13 protein-coding genes and 3 pseudogenes are annotated in these 13739 nt (G+C 69.0%); 8 read left to right on the top strand and 8 right to left on the bottom strand.

The window, feature by feature from the left end:
• Positions 1 to 589 (top strand): annotated as a pseudogene (locus KBY19_RS29960) (hypothetical protein); the annotation flags it as partial.
• Between the two features lie 355 nt (positions 590 to 944).
• Here the strand turns inward: KBY19_RS29960 and KBY19_RS29955 are convergent.
• From KBY19_RS29955 to KBY19_RS29940, 4 genes are all read right to left on the bottom strand, one after another.
• Positions 945 to 1250: a hypothetical protein gene (locus KBY19_RS29955; RefSeq protein WP_185019209.1), complete on the bottom strand. Its 306-nt coding sequence runs from the start codon at positions 1248 to 1250 to the stop codon at positions 945 to 947.
• Between the two features lie 105 nt (positions 1251 to 1355).
• Positions 1356 to 3014 (bottom strand): catalase, encoded by a 1659-nt coding sequence (locus KBY19_RS29950; protein WP_210967092.1) that lies wholly within the window; start codon positions 3012 to 3014, stop codon positions 1356 to 1358.
• 276 nt (positions 3015 to 3290) lie between these two features.
• A complete protein-coding gene (locus KBY19_RS29945) occupies positions 3291 to 3962 on the bottom strand; it encodes a response regulator transcription factor (protein WP_099886105.1) in 672 nt (223 codons plus the stop codon).
• A complete protein-coding gene (locus KBY19_RS29940) occupies positions 3955 to 4926 on the bottom strand; it encodes a HAMP domain-containing sensor histidine kinase (protein ID WP_210956829.1) in 972 nt (323 codons plus the stop codon). Before KBY19_RS29940 ends, KBY19_RS29945 begins: the two co-directional genes overlap by 8 nt.
• Positions 4927 to 5289: 363 nt before the next feature.
• Between KBY19_RS29940 and KBY19_RS29935 the strand changes: the two genes are divergently transcribed.
• From KBY19_RS29935 to KBY19_RS29920, 4 genes and pseudogenes are all read left to right on the top strand, one after another.
• Positions 5290 to 5619: a TraR/DksA C4-type zinc finger protein gene (locus KBY19_RS29935; protein WP_185019206.1), complete on the top strand. Its 330-nt coding sequence runs from the start codon at positions 5290 to 5292 to the stop codon at positions 5617 to 5619.
• Positions 5620 to 5665: 46 nt separating this feature from the next.
• On the top strand, positions 5666 to 6034 hold the full coding sequence (locus KBY19_RS29930; protein WP_099886103.1) for a TraR/DksA C4-type zinc finger protein: 369 nt from the start codon (positions 5666 to 5668) through the stop codon (positions 6032 to 6034).
• Positions 6031 to 6883: pseudogene (locus tag KBY19_RS29925) on the top strand (rod shape-determining protein). Before KBY19_RS29930 ends, KBY19_RS29925 begins: the two are co-directional and overlap by 4 nt.
• Positions 6884 to 7120: 237 nt before the next feature.
• Complete coding sequence (locus tag KBY19_RS29920) at positions 7121 to 7762, top strand: hypothetical protein (RefSeq protein WP_210967091.1); 642 nt, start codon at positions 7121 to 7123, stop codon at positions 7760 to 7762.
• A 510-nt stretch (positions 7763 to 8272) separates the two neighbouring features.
• Here the strand turns inward: KBY19_RS29920 and KBY19_RS29915 are convergent.
• The gene (locus KBY19_RS29915; protein WP_143674958.1) at positions 8273 to 8521 is read right to left on the bottom strand and encodes a hypothetical protein; all 249 of its coding nucleotides are present in this window, start codon (positions 8519 to 8521) and stop codon (positions 8273 to 8275) included.
• 234 nt (positions 8522 to 8755) lie between these two features.
• On the opposite strand from KBY19_RS29915, the gene KBY19_RS29910 reads away from it, so the two are divergent.
• A complete protein-coding gene (locus tag KBY19_RS29910) occupies positions 8756 to 9352 on the top strand; it encodes a hypothetical protein (RefSeq protein WP_099886101.1) in 597 nt (198 codons plus the stop codon).
• A 32-nt stretch (positions 9353 to 9384) separates the two neighbouring features.
• On the opposite strand, the gene KBY19_RS29905 is transcribed toward KBY19_RS29910, so the two are convergent.
• The gene (locus KBY19_RS29905; protein WP_180289863.1) at positions 9385 to 9534 is read right to left on the bottom strand and encodes a hypothetical protein; all 150 of its coding nucleotides are present in this window, start codon (positions 9532 to 9534) and stop codon (positions 9385 to 9387) included.
• A gap of 483 nt (positions 9535 to 10017) precedes the next feature.
• Between KBY19_RS29905 and KBY19_RS29900 the strand changes: the two genes are divergently transcribed.
• On the top strand, positions 10018 to 10527 hold the full coding sequence (locus tag KBY19_RS29900; RefSeq protein WP_247691566.1) for a DinB family protein: 510 nt from the start codon (positions 10018 to 10020) through the stop codon (positions 10525 to 10527).
• A gap of 137 nt (positions 10528 to 10664) precedes the next feature.
• The gene (locus KBY19_RS29895) at positions 10665 to 11273 is read left to right on the top strand and encodes a hypothetical protein (RefSeq protein ID WP_099886099.1); all 609 of its coding nucleotides are present in this window, start codon (positions 10665 to 10667) and stop codon (positions 11271 to 11273) included.
• A 957-nt stretch (positions 11274 to 12230) separates the two neighbouring features.
• On the opposite strand, the pseudogene KBY19_RS29890 reads toward KBY19_RS29895, so the two are convergent.
• Together KBY19_RS29890 and KBY19_RS29885 are read right to left on the bottom strand one after the other, a co-directional pair.
• A pseudogene (locus KBY19_RS29890) lies at positions 12231 to 12356 on the bottom strand (IS701 family transposase); the annotation flags it as partial.
• Positions 12357 to 13091: 735 nt separating this feature from the next.
• The gene (locus KBY19_RS29885; protein ID WP_099886097.1) at positions 13092 to 13559 is read right to left on the bottom strand and encodes a MarR family winged helix-turn-helix transcriptional regulator; all 468 of its coding nucleotides are present in this window, start codon (positions 13557 to 13559) and stop codon (positions 13092 to 13094) included.
• Positions 13560 to 13739: the final 180 nt, after the last annotated feature.

Below are 13739 nucleotides of genomic sequence, written 5' to 3'. Positions count from 1 at the left end.
GGTCGCCGTGTGCACCGGAGTGCCGACGGCGCTTCTCGGCGGCGGTTGGGCTGTACTTCCACTGGTTCTTGTCGCGGCTTTCCTCGGCCTGGTTCCCGCCGTCCTGTGCACGCGGGCCGTGACCGTCCTGCGCGGCACCGGCGCCCGGTTCGGGCTGGCCGGGGTGGTGTCCGTCTGCGGACTGACGCTGTCGGCGGTGGTTCTCGTCGGTGGCCTGGCGGCCTACGGCACCGGCCTGATCCAGGGATACGAGCCGCCGCGGCTCACCGCCGCGAAGCTCGTCGGTACGTGGACCGACGGCCAGGGCGGCACCCTCACCCTCCGGGCTGACGGCACCGCGGTGGCCAACGGTCTGGACGTCCACACCGCAGAAGCGGCGGACGGCGGGCACGCACCCGAGCAGTGCAGTGGCTCCGGCTCGTGGGCGCGGGACGCATCGCCGTCCGGAACCCCGCAGCTCGGTCTCAATGGCAGCGGCTGCATGGAGGGCATCGGCTGGCAGTTCGGCGGCACCGAGGAACAGCCCACCCTCTACTACTGGATCGGCGACCCGGATTCCCTCGACCGGTACACGTTGCACCGCAGATAGGGCAGAGAGGGAGAGGCGGAGGGGCCGAAGGGCATAATCGCTCCGTCCCGCATACGGCCTGCCACGTCCCGCACATACGCGAGCGTACTGACCTCCACGGGCGGAGCTGTCATCACGTCACCGACCGTTCGAGTCATCCCACACCTCCGCCGAGAAGACGACGTTCCTTGCTGTCGTTCCATACTGTCCCGGCAGCCAACGGGGACGGGTCTGCCGCCGGACTCCCCCATCGCTCCTCGCGCGCACCTCGCGGAGCCCGCACGCCGGGTACCACGGCAACGCCAGGGCACAGCCCACCTGCGGCGTGCGGAGCGCCCGCCTACGTGCGTACGGGCGCGCGGAGCCCGAACCCGGGTCACGGCCGGGGGTTGGTGCGGTGCCAGCGGGGCCGTGCGTCGGTGCCGCGGCGGCCTGCGGCGGAGGCGCAGCGGGGACACACCCGCTGTACGCGGTCCGCCGCTCCCCCGGACTCGGGGAAGATGTCGGGCCACCCGATGTGGGGGAACCGCCGCAGCTCGGAGCGGCTGAGCGAGAGACCGCATACGGTCTGGTTCAGACCCTGTTCCCAGGCATGCACCTCCCCCGCGGGCAGGCGGCGGCCGTCCTCCTCGTCCGCCCACTGCCCGGACGCCGCGACCGCGTACCGCTTCGGTGCTGCCATCTGTGATCGCTCCTCCTCTCTTGCGCCTTTCTTGCGCCGTCTGGCCGACAGCGGACGGCGGCACGCCGACCGCAGCGCCGACCGCAGCGCCTGCGGCGGAGCCGGTCAGCGGGTGACGGTGTGCCGCTCGTCGGGGACGCAGTGAGTCATGGTGAGACCGGTGACGTCCCTCGGGGGATTGCTGCCGAGGTTCGCCAACCGCTCGCGGTCCTCCTCGGTCAGACTCTGGCCGGCCAGCGGTTCGAGGTGGGCGACGTCCTGCGGGCTGACGCCCAGCCCTTCCCCGACCCGCAGGCCCAGCTCGTTCTCGACCAGGAGGAAGTGCCACACCATGCGCTCTTGGACCGTGCGGTCGGCCTCGGAGATCAGGGTGACGAAGTTCTTCACGAGGTCGTCGCGCTCCCAGTCCTCCATGAGGCGGTACCGCTGGCCCGCCTGCAGGTAGTCGTTGGTGCGTGGGATGCGTTTGCGGGTGACCCGGCCCCGGATCTCCGGCCCCTCGTCGTCGGAGGTCGGGTACTGGGCCTCGTGCAGCCCGCCCGTGATCGACGGCTCGTAATTGATCTCCGGGTCGCCCGCGTGGGGGTCCTGCTCGTACGTCATGAGGCCGTCGCGCTGATTGGTGTGCACGGTGGCGTTCTTGGCGCAGTTGACCGGCAGCTGGAGGTAGTTCGGGCCGACGCGGTAGCGCTGGGTGTCGCTGTAGGAGAAGGTCCGGCCCACGAGCATCTTGTCGTCGGAGAAGTCGAGACCGTCGACGAGCACCCCGGTACCGAAGGCGATCTGCTCGTTCTCGGCGAAGTAGTTCTCGACCGTGCGGTTCAGGACCAGCCGGCCGACCGGCTTGGGCGGGAAGTCCTGCTCCGGCCAGGTCTTCGTGTCGTCCAGCGGATCGAAGTCCAGTTCGGGATGGTCGTGGTCGTCCATCATCTGGACGAGTAGTTCCCACTCGGGGTGGTCGCCGCGCCGGATCGCCTCGTACAGGTCCTTCGTCGCGTGACCGACCTCCTCGGCCTGGATCGCGGCCGCGTCCTCCTCGGTCATGCTGCGGACGCCCTGCCGGGGCATCCAGTGGTATTTGACCAGGACGGTCCTGCCCTGGTCGTTCACCCATTTGTAGGTGTTGACGCCGAAGCCCTGCATGTGCCGGTAGTCGGCGGGGATACCGCGCGGACTGAAAAGGTTGACGAGCATGTGCATCGACTCCGGCGTCTGCGACATGAAGTCGAAGATCCGGGCCGGCTTCTGCTCGTGCGAGACCGGGTCGGGCTTGAGGGCGTGGATGACGTCGGGGAACTTGATCGCGTCCCGGATGAAGAACACCGCGAGGTTGTTGCCGACCAGGTCCCAGTTGCCTTCCTCGGTGTAGAACTTCACCGCGAAGCCGCGGGGGTCACGGGCCGCCTCCGACGAGTCGCGGCCGCCGATCACGGTGGAGAAGCGTACGGCCACGTCGGTGCGTTTGCCCCGCTCCTGGAACAGCTTCGCCCGGGAGTAGCGGGAGATGGGCTCGTCGCCCCACCGTCCGTAGCTCTCGAAGTATCCGTAGGCGGTGACGCCGCGGGCGTGCACGACACGCTCGGGAATGCGCTCCCTGTCGAAGTGGCTGATCTTCTCGAGGAACTGGTAGTTCTCCAGCGTGGCCGGTCCGCGCGCGCCGACCGTCCGCTGGTTCTGGTTGTCGTAGACCTTGTGGCCCTGCCGGTTGGTGAGTACGGGGCGCTGATCGCCGGGTTCGGGGCCCTGGCTCGCTACGTCTGTCACTGCTCTCGGTTTCCTTCGCCACTCGAGGGCGCTCGGTCCGCGCCGGGGTAGGACTCGGAATGAACACGAGTACCCGTTCGGGCGGCAGTGGCGCGGATACTCACCTCTTCAGTGCAATCTCACGAAGACCCAGCGACAGCCCCGGGAAGGTGACCACCCGCCCGTGCCGGATCGCACCTGGCGTGACGGGCAGAAGAAGGGACAGCGCATGACGCGTCCCAGCGGCAAACGACGAGGCCCATCAAAGACGACGCCCATCGAAGAGATGGGGCGGCGTCAGGGTTCGACGAGGCCGGCGCGAATGGCGTACCGGGTCAGTTCCAGCCTGTCGCGCAGGCCGAGCTTCTGCAGCAGGTTGGCCCGGTGGCGGTGCACGGTCTTGACGCTGATGACCAGGATCTCGGCGATCTCCTTGGAGGAGTGTCCCTCAGCGACCAGTTTGAGGACCTCCTCCTCGCGGGGGGTGAGGAAGTGATCGGGGTTCTCCTCGCCGTCCCGGACCCGGTCCAGGTAGCTGCGGATCAGTGCGGTGACCGCGCCGGGGTAGAGGAACGGCTCGTCACGCATCGCGGCCCGGCACGCGGCGACCAGATCGCGGTCCGCGACGGACTTCAGCACATAGCCGCAGGCACCTGCTTTCAGCGCCTGGAACAGGTACTGCTCGTTGTCGTGCATGGTCAGCATCAGGATGCGCAGGCCGGGCTTGAGCGCTGACAACTCACGAGTGGCCTGCAGGCCGGTCAGCCGCGGCATGGCGATGTCCAGGACGGCGAGGTCGATCTCCTGGCTCCGGGCCGCTTCGATGGCCTCCGCTCCGTCCCCGGCCTCGGCGACCACCTCCAGGTCCGGCTCCCGGTCGAGGATCAGGCGCACACCGCGGCGTACGAGAGCGTGATCGTCGGCGAGCAGGATGCGGGCCGGCGACGAGGCCGTGGTCGGCTCAGGCATGTTCATGCTGTTCCCCAGGGGCAGGCGTGGCGAGGCGGATGCGGGTACCCGTGCCGGGTGTCGAGGTGATGTCCAGGGTGGCACCGGCGAGCAGAGCCCGCTCGCGCATGCCACGGATCCCGGCTCCTTCACGGGCTGCTTCGATGCCGCGGCCGTCGTCGGCGATTTCCAGCAGCACCGTCTCGCCGGTGTGGCGCAGGCTCACTTCGACCCGCCCGGCTTCCGCGTGCCGAGCCGCGTTCGTCAGGCTCTCTTGAGCCACCCGGTACAGCACGAGCTCGATCTCCCGACCTAGAACGGGCAGGTCGGTGTCGAGGCGGCGCACGACGCGCAGCCCGGTGTGAGTGGCGAAGTCCTGTGTGAGTGAGACCAGCGCGCTGGCCAGGCCGAGATCGTCCAGGACCCCGGGCCGCAGACGCCGCACCAGTCGGCGGACTTCGTCCAGGCTTTCCCTGGTGATCTCCTGGGCCTGCTGCAGCTCCTCGAGCAGCGGCTGCGGGGCGTCGTCCGCCGCACGCTTGAGTACCAGCAGGGTCGCGGTCATGCTCTGCCCGACCTCGTCATGCAGCTCCTGCGCGATGCGGCGCCGCTCCGCCTCCTGGGCGAGAAGCACCTGCGCACTGGATGTGGCTCGTTCCTGCTCCAGCCGGTCGAGCATGGCGTTGAACGTGCGAATCAGCTCGGCCACCTCTCCTCCGCCCCTGGCGCCGGGCACCGGCAGCCGTTGTCCGGGGCGCAGCAGGTCGACGGTGGTCATCAGCTTGGTCAGCCGATCCAACGGGGCCAAACCCCAGCGCAGCAGGGCACCGTTCGCGACCAGCATGACGGCGAGGCCACCCACCAGGATGAGCGCCTCGGTCAGCAACACAGGCACGGAGACGGTCACCGGCGCCCACAACAGCAGCGCCGTGGCCGTGCCCAGCACCAGGGCGTTGAGCCCGAAGATCCGCCAGAACAGCGACACCGGGGGTGCTCCCTTCTGCGGTCCGGCCGTCATCACCTGTGCTGCCGGACGTCGCACACCCGGAGCGGGAGCCGCCGCAGCCTTCGACAACGACCGATCCTGCCCTCTGCTCCACGCGCGGTCGATGGGGTCCGTTCCCCATGTGCGAGGTTACGAGGTACCCATCCTCCGCCCACGCCCGCCATGTGGTTACTGCGGTCCCCAGCAAATGGGTCCTGTGCCCGATGGGCTTCCGACGGGAGATCGAGCAGAGTCGACATCGAAGGTGATCAGTCGGCCGCTTCGGCCAGTGCTCGGGCCAGGTGGGCCGCGGACTGGCGGATCCGGGCGGCTGCCGCACACGCTGTGAGAAAGGACTCCTTCGTGCCGCTCGATGCCTCCCCGGCCGACCCCCGCCCCGGGCGGCTGACCGCTCATGAGGCTCGCCAGCGCCTTGAGCATGCCCGAAACAGCCGCATGGCCCAACTGCAGGCCCTCCACGAGAGCGGTCAGAGCACGGACGTGAACCTCAGGTCGGTGCAGACCGAGGCGATCCAGCGGGTGCTGAAAGAGATCGACGAGGCATTCACGCGTATCGCCGACGGCTCCTACGGCACCTGTCTGGGCTGTCGCAAGCCCGTTCCCGCAGAGCGTCTGGAGATCCTCCCGTACACGCGCTACTGCGTCACCTGCCAGGGGCGCACCACCGCGTAACCGGCTGTCCTGCAACCTTCGACCCCCGCCTTGCCCAAGAGGTGAAGTGGTGAACCATCAGACCATCGGTGAGCGTGCCACGCAGCTGTCGCCCCAGGACCTGACCGCGCTCCTGGCGGACCTGCACGAACAGCGACTGTTCCGCCGGACCCAGCTGCAACAGCTCGACGCGGTGCCCAGCGCCCCGGACCGGCGTCAGCACCGACCCGAATCGCAACGTGGAGCGCGCGTGGCAGCGGCCGTCTCCGCGCGGATGATCCTCTCCGACGTGGAAGCGGCGCTGCGTCGCATCTCCGAGGGCCGCTACGGCACCTGCCAGCTGTGTCGGCGTCCCGTCGACCGCGAGCGCCTGATGGTCGTGCCGCAGGCCCGCTACTGCGCACGGTGCCAGCAGGTGCGGAGGGCCGGACAGTGACCATCGTCCGCCGCTCCCGGTACACCACCACTTCCGGGCACCGGCAGTATCGCCCCTGGCCGCTGGGCCGGCAGCGAGGCGGCCTCGCCCTGGAGGTGGGAAGCGCCCGCACCCGCGCCTGGGTCAGCGGGCGCGGAATGATCCTTGACGTGCCCACCGTCACCTTCCCCGGTACCGCTGCTGTCCACCCCGTCCAGCGCGGCGCCATCGTCGACGTGCCGGGGACCGCCAGGATGCTGGACCGGCTGCTCGGTCACCGCCTGCCCCGCCTCGTCCGCCCATTGGTGGTGATCACCACTCCCGTACTGGACGGCCCCGCCTACCGGGAGCGGGTCCGCAAGGCCGTCGAGGTGCTCCGGCCGCGGGCGGTCCTGACCCCCACCGCCCGCGCCGTCGCCCTGGCCGCGGGCGGTGGGGACCGACCGTACCCGGCCACTGCTCGTGGTGGATGTCGGCGCTCACCTCACCGAAGTCGTACTCCTCGCCGAAGGTGCGGTCTTCGACGCCCGCCGCACCGCCCTGGGCACCATCGACCTCCCCGACGCCGGCGATCCTTCGCAGATCACCGAGGCCGTCTCCACGATGATCGCCTCCATGCTCCGGCAGGACGGCACATCGCTCACCGCCGACGCCCTGAGCCAGGGTGCCCTCCTGGCAGGCGGAGGTGCCCTGCTCCCCGGCCTCACCCGCCAGCTCATCGGCAGCCTGCAAGCACCCCTGCGAGCCGTCCCGGCACCACACACCGCGGCGATCCGCGGTGCCGCCGCACTGCTGCGAAGCGTGGAGGCCCATCCCCCGCCCACGGGGCTTTCTCCGCCCACCTCCGGCCCCGGCCTCCCCTCCCCCTGATCGCTCCCGCCGCTACGGCGGCCGGTGCCGACCCGGTCTCCCGTGGAGACCCGTCGCGACGGCGCCGCACGTGTCGTAGGCCGTCCGGGGCTCCGCCCCGGAGGCGCAACCGTGCCGGAGGCGCACCGCCCTGGGGACCTGGCGGCGCCGATCCGGTCCCGGCGCATCGACCCGGCCCACGTCCGGACCCGGGATCGCTCGCAGCCCCAGCCGCGTCATCGCATGAAGGAGGACGCCATGTCAGGCGAGATACCGCCCGCACAGCCGCCACCTGTTCCCGACCCCCAACAGCAGCACGTGCGCCCAGTGCCCTGGTGGCGCTGGCGACGCAACCCCCTGCGCAGGCGCACCGACCAGTTGCAGTCCTGGATCGCTCTCGGACTGCTCCTCGCCGTACCGCTGGTGGGCGCAGCAGCCATGGTCGTCATCGGCGAAGCCGCCTACCGGCACTACCGGGCGACCTCCGAGCACCAGGCCAAGTCCCGTCACCACACCACTGCGGTTCTTCTGCACGACGCGCCACAGCACCTGGAACCCGGTTCCGACGAGGCGCGGGCAACCCGCTACCCGGCCGAAGTCCGCTACACCGACCCGACCGGAAGGACCCGTACGGGGACGACGGACGTACCGCCCGGGCTTCCCGCGGACAGCACCGTCCGCGTGTGGGTCGGCGAGGAAGGAACGATCACCGAGCCGCCCATGACCTCCCAGGAGGTCCGCAGCCGCTCGATGGGCTGGTCGGCCCTCGCCTTCCTGGCCGTCGCCGCCACCGGTGTCACCGCCTACGGAGCCACCCTCCTCATCCTGCGACGCCGCAACTTCGCCGCTTGGGACGCCCAATGGGCGCAGACGGCGCCCCGGTGGACCGGGTCACCCTGAGCACGACGAGTTCCTCCGGGAGTTCTCGGAACCGCTTCACCAGCGGCTGCGGAGACCACCTTCTCGATGGCGCGGGACGACGACGGTGAAGCATCCGGAAACGTCGATGGCTGCGATCTCTCCCACGTACCCGGAGGACCCTACGGCGAGAGCGACTCACGCTCCTACAAGGGGCGTAATCCGACCCTCGAAACCGAAAAGGCATTCGACCGCCACGCTTACGCTTTGATCACAGGAAACGTGGCCAGGTACGACAAGGTGTATGTGCAGCGGAGCATGGCCGACTTCAACATGCACTCCAAGCGCCGGCATCCCATCCTTCAGACGATTACGTGCGGGCTGTGGGCGGACTTGTCAAGACCTGCCGCTACATGGCGAACTGGGCGGATGGCATCGCCAACTACGCGCATACCGGCTCGGTACGGCTTCAGACAGGAGAGAGCAACCGCAGTCACGCAGTACGGGCATGCGTAAAACCCACGGGTGGGAAGTTCGAATGCACCCGCTGGTTCATCGACCACCACTGATCACCGTAGATCCAACGACCAGTGAGGAAGCCTGTCTCCCTTGCTGGTCGTTACGCGCTCGGCCGTTTCTTGAGGATGGCCTTGCTGAACAGAGGAAGATGGCGGCGACGTGGAGTCCTGCAAGGCAGGCAGTGACGGTCTTGTCGTGTCGGGTGGCCAGGCCGCGCCGCTGCTTGAGGTTGTTGGTGCAGCGCTCGATGGTGTTGCGCTGCAAGGCACGCAGCAGCCTCATTCGGACACCTTCAGCCGGCCGGCCTACTGCCGCGGGAAGCCCCCGCTCCGCTCCCGGTACCAGCGCAGCACCTGCCACCATTCCCTGGTGCATGCGTCATCCGCCGGTCGCACCACTTCGTCGGCCGCCAGACGGAACCGAGTCGATCCTCAGAGCGATGCCCTGAGCCACCATGACTGCAATCTTCGTCACTGAACGGGCCGAACAGCAGTTCACCGAAGCCGAGGATCGCCAATGCAGCAGCTCCTGTCCGCCACAGAACCCACTACCGTCCGCTCCGGACGATTTCGCGTCGCATGGCGGGCAGCTCACGAGCCCGTTGCCGGAGTGTCACGACGGATTCAACTCGTGGCCTACGCCGTGCCCTTGGCCGTCCTTCCTTCCAGTATCTGGCGCCTCCCTGCCGCGTTCGGCGACGGTCGCGGACTCGGCGAGCGGACGTACCTCGTCTTCCTGTCCGTGGTATCCGAACTCTTCGCGTTCGCTGCGATCGGCCTGATCGCTCGCTGGGGTGAAGTGTTCCCGCGCTGGATCCCGTTCCTTCGCGGCCGCCGGGTTCCGAGGAGGGCAGCCGTCCTCCCGGCCACCGTCGGGACCGCGAGCCTCACCCTCCTGTTCACCCTGTTGTTCATCGCAGCCGAGACCAGGGGTACCACGATCCGAGGTGGCGACCTGTCGGCCGACTACCCTGGCCAAGCAGGCGGCTGGGAGGGGGCCTGGTTCTATTTCTGCTACGCGCCGCTGACTCTGTGGGGGCCGCTGCTGGGCGTGCTGACCGTCGCGTACTGGAAACGCCGTTCCGCTGCCGAGAGGACACCTGCGGCAGCGTGAGATCGCCGTCGCCTTCCGATGCCCGCCGGAGATCAAGTGGGCGAGCCGTCGCAACTGCGGGCCGCGTCCAGCACGATCCGCTCGGCCTCCAGTGGTGTCAGGGCCGCCACCGCATCGAGGCGGCGCACCGCCATGGACAGCTCCCCCAGAACGTCGAAGAGCGCGTCGTGATCGAGGACCAACCAGGCCAGGGTGCCCTCCAGCCGGTCGGTACCCAGGCCGGAGAGGCAGGCTTCGACCCGGCGCGGTCCGGTGTGGGGGCCTTCAGCAGGCCGTAGCAACGCGACGCGCCGGGACCGATTGGACCCGCCCCGCCCTTCGGAACATCGCCACAGCCAGTCGCGCTTCACCACCCCCGGCAGAGGCCGAGAGCGCGCTACCGGAACGGACTCGCCTCCTCTCGCGCGGTAGAGTTGAGTTCAACGGGACCTCTGCGGCACCCCGGACGCAATAGTCCGAGGCAGTGCCGGTCTCGTCGTCTCGGTGGCCCAGGTGCTTGTCATCGACGGCACTTCCCTCGGGCCGGGCATCCTGGCCCGCATCCGATTCGTGTGCGACACCGAGCCGATCGGCTCGGCCGCATTTGTCCGTAAGCCAGCGGAACTTTTTGCCGCCGTCCTGGTCGGCTCGCGGAATCCGGCGGTATCTCTCTCTCCCCTCTTCCCATGAAGGACACCCACACCATGAACGATCCGACTCGTATCACCGGCGGCCCCGGGCGCCAGATGCTCGAATACATGCTCGACCACGTCCGGGCCGAGCTGATCGACACAGTGCACGGCCTGTCTGAAACTGAGGCACGCCGCCGCCTCGTCCCGTCCATGACGACGTCGATCGGACTGGTCAAACACGCTGCGTTCGCAGAAAGGATGTGGTTCCAGCACATCCTGGGAGGTTTGCCGGAAGCCGAATGCGACGGTGCCATGGCGGGCGAAGCCAGTTTCGTGGTCAGTGACAATGAAACCGTCGCCGACGTCATCGCCGAATTCGAGCGCGCCGGCAACCGCGCACGAGCGATCGCCGCGGACATCGACCTCGACGCCACCCGGCAACGCCCTGGCTTCGGCACCGTCAGCCTGCGATGGATCTATCTGCTCATGATCCAGGAATTCGCCCGCCACGCCGGGCACAGCGACATCCTGCGTGAGCAGACCGACGCCACCCGCCGGACGTGAGCCAGGCATCCGGATCCCGCCCGGACAACTTCCGGGCGGGCGTCGCAGGTGGCACCGAACCGGCAGTCGCACGCCGGTCGGTCGCGGAAGAGCCGCCCTCGAACCGGGGGCTGCCGGCACGCCGTTAGGGTGCCGTCATGCTTCCGCACGGTCCCGGGTCGTCCCCCGCCGCCCAGCGCCAGGAATGGCAGCAGGCGCTGGTCATCTTGGGCTGCCCGCTGGCCGCCGTGGGGCCCCGACAGCACGAGGACTGGCTGGTGGACGCCGCAGCGGTACTCCAGTTCCGCACCCGCGATCCGCGCGGCTGGCTGCCCGACGCCCACACCAACTGGCCCCAGCGCACCAGGCACTCCCCGCACTACCCCTTCGACCGGCTGGAGCCGCACCACCTCGACCACCATCTGGAACTGCTGACCCACGAGGCGGCGGTCGAACTGACCGCGCTGCACTGGACCGCCACGCCCCACGGCGGCACCCGGCCGCCCGGCGCGCGCGACCCGGTACGGCGGCGCCGGCTGTGGTCGGCGGCCCGCACCCTCCTGGCCCGATTCGGCCCCGACGCGGAGTACGCCACCAACGCCGAGGACCTCAGCGGCGGCACGGATCCCCACTGGTACCGCGACGGCTTCTCCCTCTCCTGCTTCGCGGGGTTGGACGCGCAACGGGACGGCATCATCACGGACTTCGGCATCCTGGCGGCCTCGAACACAGAGGTCGGAGCGTTCTGGAACTTCTTCATCGACTGATTTCTCGGCGTACTCGGCCGGCCAGATGGGCCCCTGAATGGGGACCCGAGCAGCACCGCTCCGTCCTTGAGCAACCGCGGATCCTCCGGGTCATCCCACGTCGGTCCGCCATGCGCGGTCGGCGCCGACCAGTCGTCGTACCTGACGTCTTCCCCGTCGGTGACCGTCTCGCCCGCATCGGGTGCCGGACGGCAGTTCTGTCCTGGCCCGTTGGGCGTTCACGTCAACTCCGGCCGGGTACGGTGCGGCGCCCGCGTCGAGCAGGACGAGCGCGACCTGCCGGAGCGTACCTCTTCGGGACGCTGTTCGGTCAGACGTACGAGGGCTCGGCCGCACGAGGCCGCGGGCGGACCGCAACGCATGGACGATGCACAGGATGCCGGCCGCGTTGAAGGCCACATTGCTGGGAGTGGCAGCGCACGGCCTCCCCTGAGATGCATTTCGGTCCTGCTGGTCCCGCTCACGCAGCCTCCGGGAACTGCGGTGGGGAGTCGAACGGCGTGTACACCATGGGGTACTGCCAGAAGGGCAGCAGTAAGGTCAAGGTCAGCTACGTGGGGGAAGGCGACAGGGTCACCGTCTGGGACGAGTTCAACAACAACCGGTGGACCGGTCGCCTACGTCAAGGTCGCGGGTGCTGGAACAGCCCGATTCACCAGCCATGGCAAAAAGATCAACCGCTACGGAAGCCAGGGCTACGACGAGGGCAAGTCCGTCAAGGTGCAGGTGTGCACCTCAAGACCGTCCGGCGCCGTGTGCTCGGATTGGAGCCCAGTGGGCAAGACCTGACCGGGCAGCACGCAACGGCGCCGGAACGCGCGGGGAGCTCCACGCTCCACCCACGGGCCGCATGGCTCAGTCGCGAGCCCGCACCGCAGGGGGCACCCGCCCTGCAACTCCGTAGGCTTCATCGGGACCTGAAGACCATTTTCTCCTGCGGGCGGACAACGCTGCGGCGGCGATGACCCAGTGGCGGCGGTCCGGCCGGTGCCAGGGCCGCACTTCGACACGTGCCCAGTCGTAGATCCGCAGGCCGTGAGCCCCGCTACCGCAGGAACGGCGCTTCCATTGCTGCCGGGCAAGCCGCCCATGCACAGCATCCAGTTCACCTGCCCACGACCTGACGGACGGCAAGCGCCGTTGCAGTACTGGCGCCTGCACGACGCGCTGGTGGTTCCACCGACAGCACCGAACGGGCAAGCCCCTCACATCACATGGGCATCTGCGACCTCGGCCTCGCGGCCTCTGCTGTCGACGTCGACTCGGCCGGAGTCTGGTCCTGCCCGGTCTCGCCCCCTGGATCCAGGACCTCACCGACGCGAGAGAGGGCGACAGCCCATTCCTCCCACTCCAGTTCGGCCCTCCTGAACTCGGCCTGCATGCTGTCGGTCCTCCTCCCCCCAGGCCCAGGACTAACGGCACCCACAATCCCCACAGAAGCGATGACACGACAGTCCACCACTCCCACAGAAGCCCCGCCTCTCCTTGAGCAGCGGAAACGCAGCCCTCAAGCGCGGAAAGACGACAACGTCCCAGTCGATTCGTCGCGGCCGACCGTCCTCCAGCGCACGACCAGCGAGGCGAACCGCCCAGCTCGATTCATATGTGCTTCCAGGCCGACGACTTCGACGCGGTGTACGCACGCATGAAGGAGGCCGGGCACGACTTCCCCGGCACGGCTACGCGTTCCGCGCGGGCGGGGGTCATCCCGAGGAAGCGCTCGGCACCGAGGTCATGTGCTTCGACGACCCGGGCGGCGCGGTTCTGAAACTCATCCGGTCCCGGAGCGGATTCGTCCGCTGACGCCCGGGCGCCGGCTCACGCCGGGTGGATGGCGCCCTGCAGCTCGTGGACGGCCTTGACGAGGGGGGCGAGTGCGGGGTCCTCGGCTGCCTCGTCCAGGGCCTTGCGCAGGGCGGTGTTGTGGGTGGGCCGGGCCTCGTCCAGCAGGCGCATGCCGGCCTCGGTCACATCCGTGTAGATGCCGCGGCGGTCCGTGGGGCACAGGTAGCGCGAGAGCAGCCCGCGCTCCTCCAGCCGCGTCACCAGCCGTGTGGTGGCGCTCTGGCTGAGCACGACGGAGTCGGCGACCTGGCGCATCTGCAGGTGGCCGCCCTCGCCGTCGTGCTGCCGGCTGAGCACGTCCAGCAGCGAGTACTCGCGGGCGCTCAGCTTGTGCCCCGCCTGCAGCGCGCGTTCGACGCAGCTCTCGATGCGGCCGTGCAGCAGTGAGAGAGCCGACCAACTGTGCGCCAGTGCGGTCATCGCCGGGTCGGTGGCGGTCATGAGCAGCTCCCTCGGTCGGGTCTTGCGAGCGGTGTGCGGCACCGGCAGGGGACTGTCGGGCGTATCACTCAGTCCACTATACCCGCGTTTGCAATTATCCAGCGCGTGCAATTATTGTGGACGCACTTAAGGCGCCAGCGCACCTTCATGGCCGCGCCTTCCGCTCCGGGCTCATCGCCC

This window comes from Streptomyces sp. B15 (assembly GCF_018070605.1).
Classification (GTDB): domain Bacteria; phylum Actinomycetota; class Actinomycetes; order Streptomycetales; family Streptomycetaceae; genus Streptomyces; species Streptomyces smyrnaeus.
Note: the sequence above shows the minus strand (reverse complement) of the source record. Positions and strands in the feature narration are given on the sequence as shown.

Coding starts and splice junctions, on each gene's coding strand:
- KBY19_RS29955 (WP_185019209.1), bottom strand. CDS start 1,250: ATGGCAGCACCGAAGCGGTACGCGGTCGCGGCGTCCGGGCAGTGGGCG.
- KBY19_RS29945 (WP_099886105.1), bottom strand. CDS start 3,962: ATGCCTGAGCCGACCACGGCCTCGTCGCCGGCCCGCATCCTGCTCGCC.
- KBY19_RS29920 (WP_210967091.1), top strand. CDS start 7,121: ATGTCAGGCGAGATACCGCCCGCACAGCCGCCACCTGTTCCCGACCCC.
- KBY19_RS29915 (WP_143674958.1), bottom strand. CDS start 8,521: ATGAGGCTGCTGCGTGCCTTGCAGCGCAACACCATCGAGCGCTGCACC.
- KBY19_RS29910 (WP_099886101.1), top strand. CDS start 8,756: ATGCAGCAGCTCCTGTCCGCCACAGAACCCACTACCGTCCGCTCCGGA.
- KBY19_RS29900 (WP_247691566.1), top strand. CDS start 10,018: ATGAAGGACACCCACACCATGAACGATCCGACTCGTATCACCGGCGGC.
- KBY19_RS29895 (WP_099886099.1), top strand. CDS start 10,665: ATGCTTCCGCACGGTCCCGGGTCGTCCCCCGCCGCCCAGCGCCAGGAA.
- KBY19_RS29885 (WP_099886097.1), bottom strand. CDS start 13,559: ATGACCGCCACCGACCCGGCGATGACCGCACTGGCGCACAGTTGGTCG.